Source organism: Mesorhizobium sp. WSM2240, assembly GCF_040438645.1.
Classification (GTDB): Bacteria; Pseudomonadota; Alphaproteobacteria; order Rhizobiales; family Rhizobiaceae; genus Allomesorhizobium.
Genome location: NZ_CP159253.1, coordinates 757,713 through 774,950, shown reverse-complemented (window position 1 = coordinate 774,950; position 17,238 = coordinate 757,713). Strand labels below are relative to the sequence as shown.

Genomic DNA, 17,238 nt, shown 5'->3' with positions numbered 1-17,238 from the left:
ATAAATCGCCAAGCTTCATCAGGATGCCTCGTGTGTCTCTGTCGATGGATGACGCCGATTGCATTTGACGGACAGACGCTCCTGGCGGCAGGCTGTTGTGCGTTCGACCTGCGCGGTAGTGTGCTGAGAGTTCTGCAAATTCGCTAGGAGGGGCGGTCATGGCAGGCTGGTGATGTTCAACGTCACCTGATTCCCTCGCGAGGAACGCCACCATGACCAAGACAGAAGGTAAGTCCGCCAGCGCCGCCGTCAAAGACATTCTGCTTCAGAGCCCGGATGGGCTGCGCGAGGTGATCCGCGCGGTGCTGCAGGAAGTGCTCGAAGCCGAGATGGATGAGGCGCTTGGCGCGTCGAAGGGCGAGCGCACGCCGGAGCGGCTCGGCTATCGCTCGGGCCATTACGGACGCACGCTGATCACCCGGGTCGGCAAGCTGGAATTGCGCGTGCCGCAGGACCGCTCCGGCCACTTCTCCACCGAATTATTCGAGCGCTATCAGCGTTCGGAGCGGGCCTTGGTGGCGACCTTGGCGGAGATGTATGTGCAGGGTGTGTCGACGAGGAAGGTCAAGGCCATCACCGAGGAACTGTGCGGCCATGCCTTCTCGGCCTCGGCGATCTCGGCCATCAACAAGCGGCTGGACGAAAGCCTCAAGGCATTTGCCGAGCGCCCGCTTCACGAGCCCTTTCCCTATCTCATCCTCGACGCCCGCTACGAGAAGGTGCGCGAGGCTGGCGTGGTGATGAGCCAGGCCGTGCTGATCGCCGTCGGCATCGACTGGGACGGGCGGCGCCAGATCCTGGCCGTCGACATGGCCGGCCGCGAGAGCCGGTCGGCCTGGAAGGACTTCCTCGTCGCGCTCAAGGCACGCGGCCTCAAGGGTGTCGAACTGGTGGTCTCCGACGACCATGCCGGCCTCGTCGCGGCGATCGGCGAGGTCGTCCCGGAAGCCGCCTGGCAGCGCTGTTACGTACGTGCACTTCCTCAGGAACGCCCTCGATCACCTGCCGAGAAAGCACGGCGACGACTGCCTGCAAGAGCTCAGATGGCTCTACGACCGGCGCGACCTTGCCGAAGCCAAGGTCGACCTCGCCGCGTGGCTGGCCAAATGGGCGGCGCGCTATCCCCGGCTCACCGCCTGGGTCGAGGAGAACATCGAGCAGACGCTGACCTTCTTCCGGCTGCCGCGCCAGCACCACAAGCACTTGAAGAGCACGAACATGCTGGAGCGCCTCAACGAGGAGATCCGCCGGCGCACCTATGTCGTGCGCATCTTCCCCAATACCGAGAGCTGCCTGCGTCTGGTGCGCGCGCTCGCCGTCGAAACCAACGAAAACTGGATGGAGGCCAACCGTTACATCAACATGGACGATCTGCGCGAGCACAAGAAGCTCGCTCTTCGCCAAGCCGCATACCAGCTTCCGGGCCGCCCAATTTGCTGAACTTGACGCACACAACCCTGCGCGGAGCCAAAGGGCTCGGAGGTGAACGCAGTTTTCATGTGAGCCACGCACTGCAGCTGGAGGCGCATCTGATGACTTCGTGCTCCGGTGCGGTGCCAGCAAGAACCGCGTCAGGGCAGTGACCTCGCGATGAGGCGCCGGTCTGCCATCAACATCTAACTGTTAGATCTGCCCTGATGCCGTTGTCGCTCAGTCGCCCTAAACTGGCCGGTACAGGACAGGGCGACCTTCGCGTTGGTAGCGATGCCCACGTCGAAAGCTGCCTCGCCGACAAGTACATCCTTGGCGACGGCAAATCTTCGACGATGAGCACCTTGCCGCCGGCGAACGCGAGGCTCTGTTCGGCCGTGACGTCACCGAAGGCGTGAGCCCATCCGAATCCATGGCGCGGACCAGTATGCCGCGGCCTCATCGAAGCATCAGGCGCTTACACCTGCACTCGTCATATCGATCTTCGACTATGTCGTACATGAGAGCCGGTGCTATAAGTATCGCGTTGTACGTTCTCTCGCCCGACGCTCTTCGCCAGATCAACAGATCAACAACCTTTGGCCTTGTCTCTCATCAAGTGCTGAGCCCGGAGGTCGATGGCAACATTTCTCTTATCGACAGGAACTGACCCCACGCAGGATCGCCGCGCAAATCGCCGGCAGCTTCAGGCTGCTGTCAGCTAGGGCTGTCAGAAGGGTTGTTATTGGAACAACCAACCAGGAGACCTTATGAACTAGCAGACCTTATGAATACCGTCCGACGTGCCCGATCGCCGAATGGCAAACGACGCCGGATCATCCGCAAGAATGTAATGAACCAAAAGGAAGACGTAAAATGGTTACCCCATCAAACGATACTGCCGCCGCGGGCCTCCGGAAGCCCTCGACGAAATTTCGGTCTGACTGGCCGCGCACGATGCTTGCTGCGACCGCGCTGGCCCTGGTGATGACCGCTCCAGCTCCGGCCGCCCCCAACGACGACCGCAGCGCCGCCGTCCGCGAATGCGTACTTAGGCAATCTAAGAGTGTGTCTGCTGAGGAGTTGTATATTCGGTGCGTGCGGTATCTGCAGCCCGAGTAAGCCATGGAAGGTTGCTGCGGGTCCTGATTTGACCCGCAGCAACCCGGTCGAGCCGGAGCAGAACATCGCACCGTGACGCTGACCGACGCGCGTTTCGGCAAGTCGACGTCGCCGGCTAGAAAGTCCCTGCTCTATTCGATTAGCACGCTCATCAAGCTGGATCTTCTGCATACCGAAAGGTATCTCCGCAATGGTCACGGGCGGCAGCGCGAGTTCAGCATCGTAGCGCGACAAGCCAAGTCACAACAGCGGCATCAGTTGTCTTTGTTGTAAGCCGGCGGCTCCGGCCGTTCAGCTCTGGTAGTTCCGTGGCGTCGATGTCGCTGTTGGGTCGGCGGTTGGCCATGCGCTCGAGGGTTTGATAAGCCAGGCTTGGGATCGACCCGATTGATTCTGGCGGTGGCAATCAACGTTGCCATAGTAGCCCCTGTCCGCCCACCGCCACTGGTCTCCTGCAGGCTCATGTCGACGGCCATCCTCAAAGCCGAATCGAGTAGCTCATGCCCTGGAAGTTTCGCAAAGCATCAGGCCAAGTCGCACAGGGGATCGGCAAGGCGCTTACGGCGGAGATTGAAAATGGACAGAATCAATAACACTGTGCACGCGGCAGCCTCAGCCATGCAACACGCAGCGTTTGACCAGCATCTGCGCGATGCAGCACAGCAGTGTACGCAAGACTCCAGTGCATATCCTTCCCCTTGTCTTGGCTCTGCCCTGCAAATTGACCATACCGGTGAGGCAACCCAGCAGCCAAAGCTTGTCGTCATTTCGAACCGCGTTGCGACTTTTGACCCCGATCAACCCAAGACGGGCGGGTTAGCCGCGGCCCTCGAACCCGTCGTGGAACGTTCCGGTGCCGTCTGGATTGGGTCCTCGGGCAAATTAGGCGCTGGCAATGAGGGCCCCTTGGACCTCGCGCAGCAGGGCGAAGGTCATATCGCGACGCTCGACCTGCCCGCCGCGCACTTTCCTGGTTACTACCGGGGTTTTGCGAACTCGACGCTATGGCCAGCGTTGCACTCGCTGCGTGACCGGATCTCGGGCTCGGAAGAGCATTATGAAAGCTATCGCGAGGTCAGCGCCTTCATGGCGCGCGCGGCATTCGATTTGAGGGATCGGGACGCATTCTGGGTTCATGATTATCATTTCCTCCTTCTGGCGTTGATATACATAAGTTCGGCCTCAACCGGCCGATCGGCTTCTTCATACATACGCCATGGCCAGCACCTGAGATTATGGAGCGGGTACCTAACCCGTCCTATTCATGAGCCTTGTGGTTCGAGCACCGCTGAGCGTTCGGTCATGCAGGTGTGAGGCGTCTTTTTCACCGCAGTTGAGACTGGACTTTGGAACGCGCTGGAGGGTCAAGGTTTGGGTTTGGGCGGGGCTTTGATGCCCCGGCGCTCATGGTCCTGCGGGCTGCAGCGTGAGAGCTATTTGTCGGAACAGGCTGGCCTCGGGACAGGCGGCGGCGAAGGCGAGGCGGATGCGCGAGACGGTTTCGATGACGCGGGCGCCGAGCTTGAGGAGCTTGAGCCGCAGCGTGGCGAACTCGGCGTTGCTGAGATGATCGGTTGTGGGCACCGCCTCGCGCAGGGTGAGCATCAGCCAGTATGCGGCGGTGTGCAGGACGAGGCGCACCTGGTTGGCAATCGGTGAGCGGCAGCTGGTGCGGTCGGAGGCAAGCTGGCTCTTGTGCATCTTGATCAGGTTTTCGGCCTGGCCGCGGGCGCAGTAGAGCACATCGTAGACATGCGCGGCGGAGCCTTTGTCGAGATTGGTGACGACGAAGCGGATGTCGAGGCCGCGGATGGTTGCCTCGATGCGGGCGCAGACGCGACGTTGCGTCTTCCAGGATTTCGCCTTGTATCGGGTCTCGGCATAGCCGCGCAGCACCGGCTTTTGCTCGAGCGCGCGCCGGGTGCGGATGTCGTCGGCGGCTTCATCGACGAGACGCTGGAGAACCTTGTTGCCGGGCAATCCGAAGAGGTAGTCGAGCGCATTGTTCTCGCACCAGGCCATGACCTCGGCCCGGCCATAGTGGCCGTCGCCGCGGACCAGGATGCGGGTGGCCGGCCAGCGGGCGCGGATGCGCCGGACAAGCCGGCGCAGATGCCCGCGGATCTCCTTGCCCGTCGGGGTCTTGCCAGGACGCAGGATCATGGCGACCGGACGTCCGGTCGCGGCGTCATAGATGTGGATCGGCAGGAAGCAGCGCTCGTCGTAATGATGAGGTGGAACGGCCCGCTACCGCAGCATCAGAGTGCTAAAACGTGGTCGTTTGTTCAACGCCACAAAATAGGAGCCGTTCCGTGAAGCATATTACCACTATCGGGCTGGATTTGGCCAAGCAAGTTTTTCAGATCCACGGCGCTGACGTCGAGGGGACTCCAATCGTAAGCCGGAAGCTCCGCCGTGCCGAGGTGCTGCGGTTCTTCGGGAAGCAGCCAACGTGTCTGGTCGGCATCGAGGCCTGCGGGGGCGCACATTACTGGGCGCGCGAGATCGCGGCACTTGGTCATGAAGTGCGGTTGATCCCGCCGGCCTATGTCAAACCGTTTGTGAAACGCGGCAAGACAGATGCGGCCGACGCTGAGGCGATCAGCGAGGCGGTGACCCGCAAGACCATGCGCTTCGTTCAGATCAAATCGGCCGAACAGCAGGCTGCCGCGATGGTGTTGAAGACGCGTGGGCTTCTGGTCCGCCAGCAAACACAGGCAATCAATGCTGTTCGTGCGCATCTGTCGGAATTGGGCATCGTCGCCGGGATAGGCACGGCGAAGAGTGCTGGCCTGATCGAGATCGTGCGCGACGAGACCGACGCCCGCTTGCCGAAGGCGGCTCGCTTCGCCCTGTCGGCCCTCGCCGATCAGATCGAGGCGCTGAAGAAGCAGGTCGACAAGATCGAGCGGGAAATCGTTGCCGAGGCAAAACGAGACGAGGATATGCGACGACTGGCTACGATACCGGGTGTTGGCGCCATCACTGCTGCAACCATCAAGGCGCTTGTTGCGGATCCCGGCGGGTTCAAGTCCGGGCGGCACTTTGCGGCCTGGCTCGGATTAACGCCTAAATCTCATTCGAGCGGGGGCAAGGAGCGGCTGGGAGGTATATCGAAGATGGGCAACCCGGAGCTTCGTACCCTGCTGGTGCTCGGCGCGACGACCGTCCTGCGATACGCGCGGGGCAACGACAAGGCGCCGAAATGGCTTGCCGCGCTTCTGGCGCGACGGCCGTTCAAGGTCGTCGCTGTCGCGCTCGCCAACAAGATGGCGCGGATTATCTGGGCGCTGCTGAACAAGGGCGGGACATATCGGGGTCTGAGGGAGGCGAGCAGCGTGGCAAGCGCTTGAGCCGAAAAACGACCCGGACGAGCTGACCGGCGCAGTAGCCGGCAGAGGCGAGGTGCACGAAACAGACGATGATTCCATGGGACGAAATCCCGAGGCGAGAGAGGCCGGAACGCCCGATGCGCACACAGCGCGCCGTAATGATCAGCCACTCGCATCGCGGACTTCATCGAGGCCAGCGGTTACATGACCACGCTGAAAGGCCGAACATATGACCGCACCGTTCCCGCGTGATCAGCCGTCTGAAAAATGCACTTGCCTAAAGGGCCGTTCCACATATGGGCGTTGAAAAAGCGAGAGCTGCTGATGGCCGTGAACGACATCAACCGTGTCGTCGATGTCGAGCGTCACGCTTTTGGGCGGCGCGGCATAGCTCGACAGCCACAGATCGACCAGCACCCAGCCGAGCCGGATGACGGTACGCAGGTCGGGCAGGTTCTCCAGGCGCGAGCAGGGTCGGCTGCGAGCACAGATCAATCCCGCTGTCGGGCAGCCGCCCGCAGGCGAGCTTGAAGGCCGGGTCGGTGCGCAGCCGGTCGAGATCGTTGGCATCTTCATAGCCGCAGGCGATGGCGAAGATGCGGGCGCGCAGAATGTCGGCCATGGCGTGCGTTACCCGCTGTGGGTCGCGCGGATTGTGGATCGCAGCGGCCAGCCTGTCGGCCAGTTGCAGGCGTCGCTCGGCCGCGGCCAAAAGCATGACGCCACCATCCGAGGTGATGCGTCCGCCGTCAAACGCAGCTGTGATCTTCTTGCGTCCAACGGCTGGAAATGAGAGCGGCAACAACGTATCATCGGTCATGGCGGGTGTGGCTCGCGAGATGCGGTGGCAGGGCTGGCTTAGACAACCGAATCCTACGCCAAATCAATCGCTTACGCTACATCCGCCAACCTCTCAGACGCTCCGTCGTGCATAAGATGGGCTAACCACCGTGAACTCATAAAATCGATACTCAGCTACGATCTACTCGGGTTTCAGACCAACTGGGACTTGGATAACTTCCTTGCCTATCTCCATTCTCATCTGGGACTGGAGAGCAAGGATGGCATTGTGATCTCGGAGAGCGGCCGAACGCGATGTCAAAAATTTCCGATCGGTATCGATCCAAAGCAGTTCGCACAAAATGCCGCGATGTCGATTGCGAAACAGGATGCCTACATCTCGTCCTTGCACAAGAAACTCAATGGCGCGAAGCTTGCAATCGGGGTCGACCGGCTCGACTACACGAAGGGTATCGACGCCCGTGTCGAAGCCTTCGATCAGGTCTTGGCAGCCGAGCCGCACAGCATCGTGCTCCTGCAGATCGCCAACCCCTCCCGCACGGAAATCGAAGTCTATAAAAGTTATAAACGCAACGTTGAGAGCCTGGTCAAACGTGTCAATGACGAGCATGGCACGGACGAGTGGCGGCCGATCCTCTACGAGAATGATGTTTTCAGCTAGGCTCAGCTGGCCGGTCTCTATCGCGCCGCGCATATTCGCGTCGTAACGCCCCTGCGTGACGGCATGAATCTGGTAGCGAAAGAATATGTCGCAGCGCAAGATCCGGAAGATCCCGGCGTTTTGGTGCTGTCGAAGTTTGCCGGTGCGGCCGAAGACTTCAACCACAACGAAGCGCTGCTGGTGGATCCGAACCGCCCCGACGAGATCGCGATCGCGATTTCCAGAGCGGCCAACATGCCGCGCGAAGAGCGCATCCAACGCTGGCGGCCAATGATGGATGAAATTGAAGCATATACGATCCACGATTGGTCGGCGGACTTCGTTCGGGAATTGGACAAAAGCCGGGTCACGGTGCCGGCGGACCACTTCCGATATCTCGGCTTCGGCTGGGATCAACGAGGCGCAAATGCCTTCGTACCGGACCGCCGAGTTGGACGCCGCGCTGAAGCGCGCAATGGACAGACATTGGGTTCTGCCACCGACGATCAGTGCAGACCGTGCAGGAAGCGTCCCTGAACGATCGATCATGCAGTAGACAGCGCAGTCGCGCCGCGGCCAAGCGAATCCGTCCACCTGCCACAGTGGGCGTGCTCGCGCTTGACGCGGCTACACCAGATCGTGTGGATTCTTGAGGTTGAAGAAGGCCGCTGACGCGGCGGCGGTAGACAGGTACATGATCATTTATCCGAATCGGTCGCCGACCAAGCATCGCTCTTATGTCCAGGCCTTGGCGAAGTTCGCCAGCTGTTTCGGCCGATGCTCGCCGTAAGCTGTCGGAGGAAAGACAGGCTCGAAGCGCCCAGCAGCGCGACAAACATGTGTGCCGCCCGTGTCTTGCCGGTCCCCCGGTCAAATCACCACCGGCAGCACGTCGCCGGCATAGTCGGCGAACAGTTTCCCCGGCGCCATGGTTCTCCGCATAGTCACCGACAGATTGGCCGCCCGGCCCGGTAAAGCTCGCAGAAACGACTGAAATTGCCGCACAACACATTGGCCGTTGGACTAACCCGCTCCGCGATCGCGGAGCGGCAAGGAGGGCGTGTGCCGTGGTGCGAGCCTTCCGTGCTCGCAGCGTGTTGTGTGATCTTTCCGAGACTGCGATTTGCCACGGCTGCCCTTCTCGTAAGCTGGCGCCTTCAAGTTCACCTGAGGTGCGGCCCTGAGCCGCGAGCTTGTCGAGCTGTCGAAGGGAAGCCTCGAAGGACGCACCGAAATTCTTTTGCACGCGCCACTGGACAAGCCGAATCACCTCTGATTCTTTAAGGCAGATTCGGATGTGCGGTGTTGCCGGATCGTCAATGAAAAAGTCTTGGGGAGCCTGTTGATGGCGAAGACGGACGCGTGGGGCGCGCCCGGCGGTACTGATTTTGTCCGGCGCAAGGGTAATACCCTGGCCGGCAATGCCCGCATCATCGCCGAACCAGCCTACAGGCGGCTTCTGGCCGCGGAGCCTCTGTTGCGTCGGTCCATTCCTGCCCTGATCGTCATCTTCCTGCTCGTCGTCGCGGCAGCGCGTTTTCTTTCACTGATGGCTTGGCAGGAAGAGATCGAGCGCAACGCCAAGGCCGTCCTAAGCCTCGCCGCGGGCGAACTCGTCAATTCCATGATGGTGACCGCCGCGGGCGGCGAACTCGACCAGGCTGCGAGCCGCGATCTGCTCGAACGCACCGTCCAGCATGGCGCGATGGGAAACCGGCACGTGCTGGCGCTGACCGACGGAGCATTCCGGATCACCGCCGTGACCCCTGAATCGACCGGGTGGGAAGGCAAGATGCTGGACGCCATCATGGTCGGCGGGCAGCCACTTTTCATCTTCGGCGAGCGCGCCGGGATCATGGAAGTGCGCATCGACGGCCGCGACTGGTATGCAGCCCTCGACCTCACCGCGGATCGCAAGGGCGCCGCCGCGGCGCTGATCCAGCGCGACGCCGTGTTTGCCGAATGGCGCAAGACGGTGTCTCTGAACGTGACGCTGTTCGTCCTGACCGCAAGCGTGCTGATAATCATCCTCTACGCCTATTTCACGCAGGCAGCCCGCGCTCAGGCGGCTGACCGCATCTATCTCGAAGCACATCAGCGCATCGACCTTGCGCTGGTGCGGGGCCGCTGCGGGCTTTGGGACTGGGACATGGTGCGCGGCAAGATGTACTGGTCGCGCTCCATGTACGACATGCTCGGCTACAAGCCCTGCGACACCATGCTGTCTTTCGGCGAGGTCGACGAGATCATCCACGAAGATGACGGCGACCTGTTCGAGCTCGCCAACCGCATCGTGGCGCGCGAAATCGACCATATCGACCAGGTGTTCCGCATGCGCCACGCCGACGGCCGCTGGGTATGGGTGCGCGCGCGGGCGCAGGTAATCGATCCGGAAGCGCCGGAAATCCAGCTGATCGGCATTGCCGTCGACGTGACCGAACAGCGGCATCTGGCGCTGCGCTCCGAAGCCGCCGACATGCGGCTCAGAACGGCGATCGAGAATATCAACGAATCCTTCGTCTTGTGGGATTCGAAGCAGCGGCTCGTGATGTGCAACAGCAAGTACCAGCAGGACAACTGCCTGTCGGATCGCGACGTCATGCCGGGCATTTCCCGACAGGCTCTGGAAGAGCGGATGGTCGCCTTCGCGTCCGAGCGTCGGCTGGCCAATGCCAACGGGCCGAGAGGCGGCGCGACCTATGAGCGGCAATTGGCCGACGGCCGCTGGCTGCAGGTCAACGAATTGAAGACGCGCGACGGCGGCACGGTGTCGGTCGGCTCCGACATCACGCTCATCAAGCAACATCAGGAAAAGCTGGTCGACAGCGAACGGCGGCTGATGGCCACCATCCACGATCTGAGCCTCGCTCGGAGGGCCGAGGAGGAGCGGGCGCGCGAACTTGTCGAGCTCAACCATAAATACATGCGCGAGACCGAGCGAGCCGAAGCCGCCAATCGCGCCAAGTCCGAGTTCCTGGCCAATATGTCCCACGAGCTGCGCACCCCGCTCAACGCCATTATCGGCTTCTCGGAGCTGATGGAATCCGGCCTGTTCGGGCCGCTCGGCTCCGATCGCTATGAGGAATATGCCAGCGACATCGCCGGCAGCGGCAAATATCTGCTCGGCGTCATCAACGACATACTCGACATGTCGAAGATCGAGGCCGGGCAATTCTCGATGGAGCGCGAGGAGATCGACCTCTGTCCGCTGATCCGCGAGACCGTGCGCGTCATCTCGCTGCAGGCGGCGGAAAAGTCCATTACCGTCGAGACCCAGATCGCCGAATCGATGACGATCGTCGCCGACCGGCGTGCGATCAAGCAGATCGTCATCAACCTTCTGTCGAACGCGGTGAAGTTCACCGGCCAGGGCGGTCACATTTCGGTGCGGGCGCGCAACGTCTCGGGCGCGCTGAGGCTGACGATCGAGGACACCGGCTGCGGCATTCCCAAGGACGCGTTGAGCAAGCTCGGCCGGCCGTTCGAACAGGTGGAGAACCAGTTCTCCAAGAGCCACACCGGCTCCGGACTAGGCCTGGCGATTTCCAAGTCGCTCGCCGAGCTGCATGGCGGCGCGCTGAAGATTCGCTCGACCGAAGGAGTCGGCACCATCGTGTCGGTGCGTATTCCGATCCGCAAGCACTTGGCGGCGGCCAAGGCCGCCGCGTAGAGCGTCTTCGGCTCCGCTTCATAGGTGTCGGCCGTCTCCTCCCCCGCTATCAAACCGGTGCGATGCCGGCGCTGCCCCCGCAACTGTTAGCGGCGAGCCAACCCACTAATGTCACTGAAACGAACGGCCTCGGCAAGACCGGGCAGAGGCTGCGTGCCGCACGCGCCCCTGTGGCCTTGGCGCTGCGGGACCGTGCGGATGGGCCACGCTTGTCTGGCGGCGCGAAGCACGGGCGGTGCGTGTCCAAAACCTGACAGCGGCAGACAAAATGTCAGATTCAGAACAAATCATTTGCAAAAGTATCAGGTTCATTACAACCGGCCATGTTGGCCGCTGCGGAGGTTTTTCAAAGCAAATTCATACGCTTACTGCGCGCTGAGCGAGTTGGCATGGCATTTGCTCCAGGTGAGGATGACTGCACACAATGGGGCAAGACGAGCGATGCTCTCTCCCCTGAACCCGTGTGCCGTCTCCGAGCGGGAACAACCTCGCGCGGAAAGCAAGCTATGGAGATCAACATTGGCGGCGTTACAGATGGAGTCCCCGGCTCCTTCGATTCAAGTGGAAACCTGGCTGCGTGGCGAGCCCCTCACGAGCTTTCAGCCAGGCAAAGTGTACATCGTCGAATTTTGGGCGACTTGGTGCGGACCATGTGTGGACGGGATGCCGCATCTGATACAGTTGCAGGAGAAATACAGGGAGAGCGGCGTTGAGATTGTCGGGGTCGCGGCTTCTGAGGACGCTCCAACGGCCGATGAGGGACGAAGCAAGCTGGACGCTTGGTTGACCGAAAAGTTCTCGAATCTGAACTATCGGATCGCGTTCGACTCCACAGGCGAAATGGCCAAGCTTTGGATGGAGCCCAGCTTTTCTGTCGGGATTCCGACCTCGTTCGTGGTCGACCGGGACGGTCATATCGCCTTCATCGGTCATCCGACGGAACTCGATGAGGTTTTGCCGAAAGTGCTTAACGGCAGCTGGCGCACCAGCGATCAAGCAAAAGCTGCCGATCACGACCGGATCGCCCAAGGCGAAACCATAGCGCGCGAACAAGCGCTGACCAAGCCCATATACGACAAACTTCGGCCGGCGATGCAGACCGAGGATTGGAAGACGGCGCTCTCGGCAGTCGAGGAAGGCATTGCCTTGTTGCCCGACAACCTCAATTTCCGCTCGACACATCTGAATCTGTTGCTTCACAGAATGCGCGACATGCGGGCCGGCTTGCCCGTCATGCGCCAATTCGTTCGCGACGCGATCGACAAACACGCCGAGAATTGGATGATAGCGGCGCTAGATCAACTCTTTCAGCCGAACTTTGACCATTCGCACTTTCCGTCTGCTGAGCGCTTGGCGATGGGCAAAGAGCTGTCCGAACACATCCTGGCACGGAATCCCCCGCAAGGCGAAGGCCGTAAGTTCTGGGCTTATCCGGCGGTCGCCTGGTATTGTCATGAGAGCGGCAACAATGATCGCGCGATCGAGTTGATTGAGCTGGCATTGAAGTCGCTGGATGGCCCGGAGCCTATCTCTGACGTACTGAGACAGCACCTTTTACCGGATTTGCTGCAGGCCTTGGCGAACTACAAGGGTGAGAAGGTCTGCTATGGCGCTCTCTGTGCGGCTCCGCAGGAAGGATTCTCCCAAAGAGTCAAAGCGGCAGGCAAATAAGAAGAGGCGATAGTCGGAATGGGTTACTGACCAGTTCCTCCATTTCCCTGGCGTGGTTGTGCAAATAGGCTGGTCTATGCGTCCAGCCCAACCTCGCCGTCATCCGCAAACACGTGACCGACCAAGGAGTAGACGTCCCCTCACCTAACCAAAACACGCCGCCGCCGCGGGTCTCCCGTACCCGTCCAAAGATAGCGCTGGAGTAAGGCTTGGCAACATGTCAACCAGCTCGGCGCGGCCCATCGATCCACCTGCTCCCACAGGTGGGGAGGACGGGGACGCAGCCGACCGTCTATCTCTGCGCCACGTTAACACTTGCACGCTCCGACAACGGAGAACCGTTCAACATCCGCACCAGGGACATCCAAAAATGGCAAAGTCGAAATTCCGGCCGCTGCACGACCGCGTGGTCGTTCGCCGCGTCGAATCCGAAGCGAAGACCGCTGGCGGGATCATCATCCCCGATACCGCAAAGGAAAAGCCGCAGGAAGGCGAGATCATCGCCGTCGGCTCCGGCGCGCGCGACGAGGCGGGCAAGCTTGTTCCGCTCGACGTCAAGGCTGGCGACCGCATCCTGTTCGGCAAGTGGTCCGGCACCGAAGTGAAGCTCAATGGCGAAGACCTTCTGATCATGAAGGAATCCGACATTATGGGCATCATCGGCTGAATATCGGCCTCACCGTCAACTGAATCTTGAATCTGTGGGTTCGATCCCGAACCCCTGACAGGAGCTTACAATGGCTGCTAAAGACGTAAAATTTTCCCGTGACGCCCGCGAGCGCATGCTGCGCGGCGTCAACATCCTCGCCGACGCGGTGAAGGTGACGCTCGGCCCCAAGGGCCGCAACGTCGTCATCGACAAGTCGTTCGGCGCACCGCGCATCACCAAGGACGGCGTCACCGTCGCCAAGGAAATCGAGCTTGAGGACAAGTTCGAGAACATGGGCGCGCAGATGGTCCGCGAAGTCGCTTCGAAGACTAACGACATCGCCGGCGACGGCACCACGACCGCCACGGTTCTCGCCCAGGCGATCGTGCAGGAAGGCCACAAGGCCGTTGCCGCCGGCATGAACCCGATGGACCTGAAGCGCGGCATCGACCTCGCCGTGACCGAGGTCGTCGCCCACCTCAACAAGAACGCCACGAAGATCAAGACCTCGGAAGAGGTTGCCCAAGTCGGCACCATCGCCGGCAATGGCGACGAGTCGGTCGGCAAGATGATCGCCAAGGCGATGCAGAAAGTCGGCAATGAAGGCGTCATCACCGTCGAGGAAGCCAAGACCGCCGAGACAGAGCTCGAGGTCGTCGAAGGCATGCAGTTCGACCGTGGTTATCTCAGCCCCTACTTCGTCACCAACCCTGACAAGATGGTTGCCGATCTCGAAGACGCCTACATCCTGCTGCACGAGAAGAAGCTCTCGAACCTGCAGGCGATGCTGCCGATCCTCGAGGCTGTCGTCCAGACCTCCAAGCCGCTCCTCATCATCTCCGAAGACGTCGAAGGCGAGGCTCTCGCCACGCTGGTCGTCAACAAGCTGCGCGGCGGCCTGAAGATCGCCGCTGTCAAGGCTCCGGGCTTCGGCGATCGCCGCAAGGCCATGCTGGAAGACATCGCGGTCCTGACCGGCGGTCAGGTCATCTCCGAGGACCTCGGCATCAAGCTTGAGAATGTCGGCCTCAACATGCTCGGCCGCGCCAAGAAGGTGTCGATCTCCAAGGAGAACACCACCATCGTCGACGGCGCCGGCAAGAAGGCCGAGATCCAGGGCCGCGTCGCCCAGATCAAGCAGCAGATCGAGGAGACCACCTCGGACTACGACAAGGAGAAGCTGCAGGAGCGTCTCGCCAAGCTGGCCGGCGGCGTTGCCGTCATCCGCGTCGGCGGTGCGACCGAAGTCGAGGTCAAGGAGAAGAAGGACCGCGTCGACGACGCGCTGAACGCGACGCGTGCGGCCGTTGAAGAAGGCATTGTCGCTGGCGGCGGCGTCGCGCTGCTGCGCGCTTCACTCGCCATCAAGGCCGAAGGCGCCAATGCTGACCAGACCGCGGGCATCGCCATCGTACGCCGCGCACTGCAGGCGCCGGCCCGTCAGATCGCCGCCAACGCCGGGGCCGAGGCCTCGATCGTCGCCGGCAAGATCCTCGACAACCAGGGTGTGACCTTCGGCTTCAACGCTCAGACCGGTGAGTATGGCGACATGATCGCCATGGGCATCGTCGATCCGATGAAGGTCGTGCGCACGGCTCTCCAGGACGCGGCCTCGGTCGCCGGCCTCCTGGTCACCACCGAAGCCATGATCGCCGAGTCTCCGAAGAAGGAGTCCGCTGGCGGCATGCCGGGCGGTATGCCCGGCGGCGGCATGGGCGGCATGGGCGGCATGGATTTCTAAGGTCCACGCATCTCAACCATCCCGGAAGGGCGGCAGCGATGCCGCCCTTTTCTCTGGCGCGGATCCAAGCCGGCCGCCCGGCCCACAGGCCAGCTTTCCAAATTGAACATCTTCCCTACGCGTGCATCAACCTGTCCGCGAGTCGCCGGACCTGGCTCGCTCGCTGAGCAGGCTCATCAGCATCGGCCGACCGCAAAACCGCCCTGCGCACGGCCGTCAGCGGAGTTATGTGCTGCGCAAGCTGCAAGATGCAGGAACCCACGATAAAGCCCTGCAGCACCCAATTTTCGGTCCCACCTCATGCCCAAGCAAAGAGCGCATTTTGTCTCGTCAGAGCCACCGGCTTGACGGCGTTTTCGACGGGGGTTGGTGTCCAGCTCCGAGCGAGCGTCCTCCAGGAACTTGGTCAGCCCTTCCCAGTAAGCGAGCGCGTAAAGATCATGTGGCGCGCCACATAACCGGTCTGCGGCATCCTTTAAGTCTTCCGCACCAAGCGAGCGCAGTTGGCGTCTACCGCAGGGCCTCCTCACAAGAAGCTTCCGTGACAACGCCCCTCAGGTGCGGCGCATCGACCAATTGCATCTGGATTACCCTTTCGCGGGCAGCCGTATGTTACAGAAGCTTTTGAAGCGCGAAGGCTATGAGACGGGTCGCCGCATGTGCGCACCTTGATGAAGCGCATGGGTATCGAGGCGCTCTACCGCAAGCCGCGCACTTCGAAGCCGGCGACGGGTACAAGATCTATCCGTATTTGCTGGGCAAGCTGGCGGTACGCCTGCACTCGTTTTGTCGAATCTTCGACTATGTCGGACATGAGAGCCGGTGCTGTAAGTATCGCGTTGTACTGAAACGGCCTTTCTCATAGGCATCCATACGTTGTTCCGTTCTCTCCGCCCGACGCTCTTCGCCAGCTCAATGATACGTGGCCTTGTCGTATTCATGAGCAGAACTCGCATCGAGTGTGCCAAGCTCGCAGGTCGAGAGCAAAATTCTTCTCTTATTGACAGGAACTGACGTCGCGCAGGATCGCCATCGCGCAAATCGCCGATAACTTCAGGCTGCTGTCAGCTAGGGCTGTCAGAAGGGTTGTTATTGGAACACCAATCAGGAGACCTTATGAACTAGGAGACCTTATGACTACCGTCCGACGTGCCCAATCGCCGAATGGCGAACGAGGCCGGATCATCCACGAACACGTGACAAACCAAGAGGAAGACGTACGATGATCACGCCATCAAATGACACTGCCGCCGCCGGCATCCAGAAGTCCTCGACGAAATTTCGGTCTGACTGGCCGCACGCGATGCTTGCTGCGACCGCGCTGGCCGTGGTGATGACCGTTCCTGCTTCGGCCGGGAGTGCTTGGTACCTTGGGAACGCTGGCGACCCTATGGACGAGCATTCGGTCGAACGTGATGCTCACTATGATCCCTTTTTGATCTGTCCGGATCCGCGCCGGCCGGCCAAGCCGAATGGCGACCAATGCCCGATCACCTACTACGGACACATGACAAACCAAGAGGAAGACGTACGATGATTACGCCATCAAATGACACTGCCGCCGCGGGCTTCCAGAAGTCCTCGACGAAATTTCGGTCTGACTGGCCGCACGCGATGCTTGCTGCGACCGCGCTGGCCCTGGTGATGACCGTTCCTGCTTCGGCCGGGAGTGCCTGGGACCTTGCGGACGAGCATCGGGGCTCATGTTATCCCCATGATCCCAAATGTTCGGACGAATGTGATCCCAAATGTCTGGGTTGGCCCGACCCCGACAAGCCGAATGGTGGCGAACGAGGCAAACCGCGCTGGCCCTGGTGATGACCGCTCCTGCTTCGGCCGGGAGTGCTTGGTTCCTTGGGATGACCCTATGGACGAGCATTCGGTCGAATGTGATGCTCGCTATTATCCCCTTGTGATCTGTCTGGATCCGAAGGACCCGCGGGCCGAGTAGTCCTATGGAAAGGGTTGCTGCGGGTCCTAATTTGACCCGCAGCAACCCGGTCGAGCCGGAGCGGTACATCGCACTGTGACGCTTTCCCAAGCCGCACGCGTTTCCGGTCCGGCCCTGCCCAACGTCCGACAATGTCGGATTCGCGACGCAGCAGAGCCAAATCTATCACATTGCCTTTAAACGGTTTCTCATTGCCGCGGTACATGCGCGTCATCCGCAAACACGTGACAGACCAAGGAGAAGATTTCGCA

Annotated in this window: 6 protein-coding genes, 9 pseudogenes and 1 riboswitch; of the genes and pseudogenes, 10 read left to right on the top strand and 5 right to left on the bottom strand. The window is 61.0% G+C overall.

The features are described 5' to 3' along the window. Positions 1–212 precede the first annotated feature (212 nt). Positions 213–1,440: pseudogene (locus tag ABVK50_RS03685) on the top strand (IS256 family transposase). A gap of 1,185 nt (positions 1,441–2,625) precedes the next feature. Here ABVK50_RS03685 and ABVK50_RS03680 read toward each other — a convergent pair. Beyond that, a pseudogene (locus ABVK50_RS03680) lies at positions 2,626–2,827 on the bottom strand (hypothetical protein); the annotation flags it as partial. A 15-nt stretch (positions 2,828–2,842) separates the two neighbouring features. After that, positions 2,843–2,981 (bottom strand): annotated as a pseudogene (locus ABVK50_RS03675) (transposase domain-containing protein); the annotation flags it as partial. Positions 2,982–3,108: 127 nt separating this feature from the next. On the opposite strand from ABVK50_RS03675, the pseudogene ABVK50_RS03670 reads away from it, so the two are divergent. Then, positions 3,109–3,785: pseudogene (locus ABVK50_RS03670) on the top strand (trehalose-6-phosphate synthase); the annotation flags it as partial. Between the two features lie 151 nt (positions 3,786–3,936). Here the strand turns inward: ABVK50_RS03670 and ABVK50_RS03665 are convergent. Then, positions 3,937–4,761: pseudogene (locus ABVK50_RS03665) on the bottom strand (IS1380 family transposase); the annotation flags it as partial. Positions 4,762–4,844: 83 nt separating this feature from the next. Between ABVK50_RS03665 and ABVK50_RS03660 the strand changes: the two are divergent. Beyond that, positions 4,845–5,885 carry an IS110 family transposase gene (locus ABVK50_RS03660; protein ID WP_353642770.1) on the top strand — a complete coding sequence of 347 codons (1,041 nt, stop codon included), beginning with the start codon at positions 4,845–4,847 and terminating at the stop codon, positions 5,883–5,885. A gap of 285 nt (positions 5,886–6,170) precedes the next feature. Here the strand turns inward: ABVK50_RS03660 and ABVK50_RS03655 are convergent. Then, positions 6,171–6,684, bottom strand: a pseudogene (locus ABVK50_RS03655) (transposase); the annotation flags it as partial. Between the two features lie 66 nt (positions 6,685–6,750). On the opposite strand from ABVK50_RS03655, the pseudogene ABVK50_RS03650 reads away from it, so the two are divergent. Continuing rightward, positions 6,751–7,842, top strand: a pseudogene (locus ABVK50_RS03650) (trehalose-6-phosphate synthase). Positions 7,843–8,105: 263 nt separating this feature from the next. Here ABVK50_RS03650 and ABVK50_RS03645 read toward each other — a convergent pair. Beyond that, positions 8,106–8,300 (bottom strand): annotated as a pseudogene (locus tag ABVK50_RS03645) (IS21 family transposase); the annotation flags it as partial. A 350-nt stretch (positions 8,301–8,650) separates the two neighbouring features. Here ABVK50_RS03645 and ABVK50_RS03640 point away from each other — a divergent pair. The 6 genes and pseudogenes from ABVK50_RS03640 to ABVK50_RS03615 all read left to right on the top strand — a co-directional run bounded on the left by ABVK50_RS03640 (position 8,651) and on the right by ABVK50_RS03615 (position 16,573). Then, positions 8,651–10,975: an ATP-binding protein gene (locus tag ABVK50_RS03640; protein ID WP_353642771.1), complete on the top strand. Its 2,325-nt coding sequence runs from the start codon at positions 8,651–8,653 to the stop codon at positions 10,973–10,975. Positions 10,976–11,028: 53 nt separating this feature from the next. Further along, positions 11,029–11,134: riboswitch (cobalamin riboswitch) on the top strand. Between the two features lie 375 nt (positions 11,135–11,509). Continuing rightward, a complete protein-coding gene (locus ABVK50_RS03635) occupies positions 11,510–12,646 on the top strand; it encodes a TlpA disulfide reductase family protein (RefSeq protein ID WP_353646035.1) in 1,137 nt (378 codons plus the stop codon). Positions 12,647–13,016: 370 nt separating this feature from the next. Next, positions 13,017–13,313 (top strand): co-chaperone GroES, encoded by a 297-nt coding sequence (gene groES, locus ABVK50_RS03630; protein ID WP_214393390.1) that lies wholly within the window; start codon positions 13,017–13,019, stop codon positions 13,311–13,313. Between the two features lie 70 nt (positions 13,314–13,383). Beyond that, complete coding sequence (gene groL / locus ABVK50_RS03625; RefSeq protein ID WP_353642772.1) at positions 13,384–15,036, top strand: chaperonin GroEL; 1,653 nt, start codon at positions 13,384–13,386, stop codon at positions 15,034–15,036. A gap of 558 nt (positions 15,037–15,594) precedes the next feature. Further along, positions 15,595–15,793 (top strand): annotated as a pseudogene (locus ABVK50_RS03620) (IS3 family transposase); the annotation flags it as partial. A 465-nt stretch (positions 15,794–16,258) separates the two neighbouring features. After that, positions 16,259–16,573 carry a hypothetical protein gene (locus ABVK50_RS03615; RefSeq protein ID WP_353642773.1) on the top strand — a complete coding sequence of 105 codons (315 nt, stop codon included), beginning with the start codon at positions 16,259–16,261 and terminating at the stop codon, positions 16,571–16,573. The last annotated feature ends 665 nt before the right edge of the window (positions 16,574–17,238 follow it).

What these genes read in the sequence shown, in the direction of transcription:
- ABVK50_RS03635 (WP_353646035.1), top strand. Translation starts at nt 11,510, where the DNA reads ATGGAGTCCCCGGCTCCTTCGATTCAAGTGGAAACCTGGCTGCGTGGC.
- groES (WP_214393390.1), top strand. Translation starts at nt 13,017, where the DNA reads ATGGCAAAGTCGAAATTCCGGCCGCTGCACGACCGCGTGGTCGTTCGC.
- groL (WP_353642772.1), top strand. Translation starts at nt 13,384, where the DNA reads ATGGCTGCTAAAGACGTAAAATTTTCCCGTGACGCCCGCGAGCGCATG.
- ABVK50_RS03640 (WP_353642771.1), top strand. Translation starts at nt 8,651, where the DNA reads ATGGCGAAGACGGACGCGTGGGGCGCGCCCGGCGGTACTGATTTTGTC.
- ABVK50_RS03615 (WP_353642773.1), top strand. Translation starts at nt 16,259, where the DNA reads ATGATCACGCCATCAAATGACACTGCCGCCGCCGGCATCCAGAAGTCC.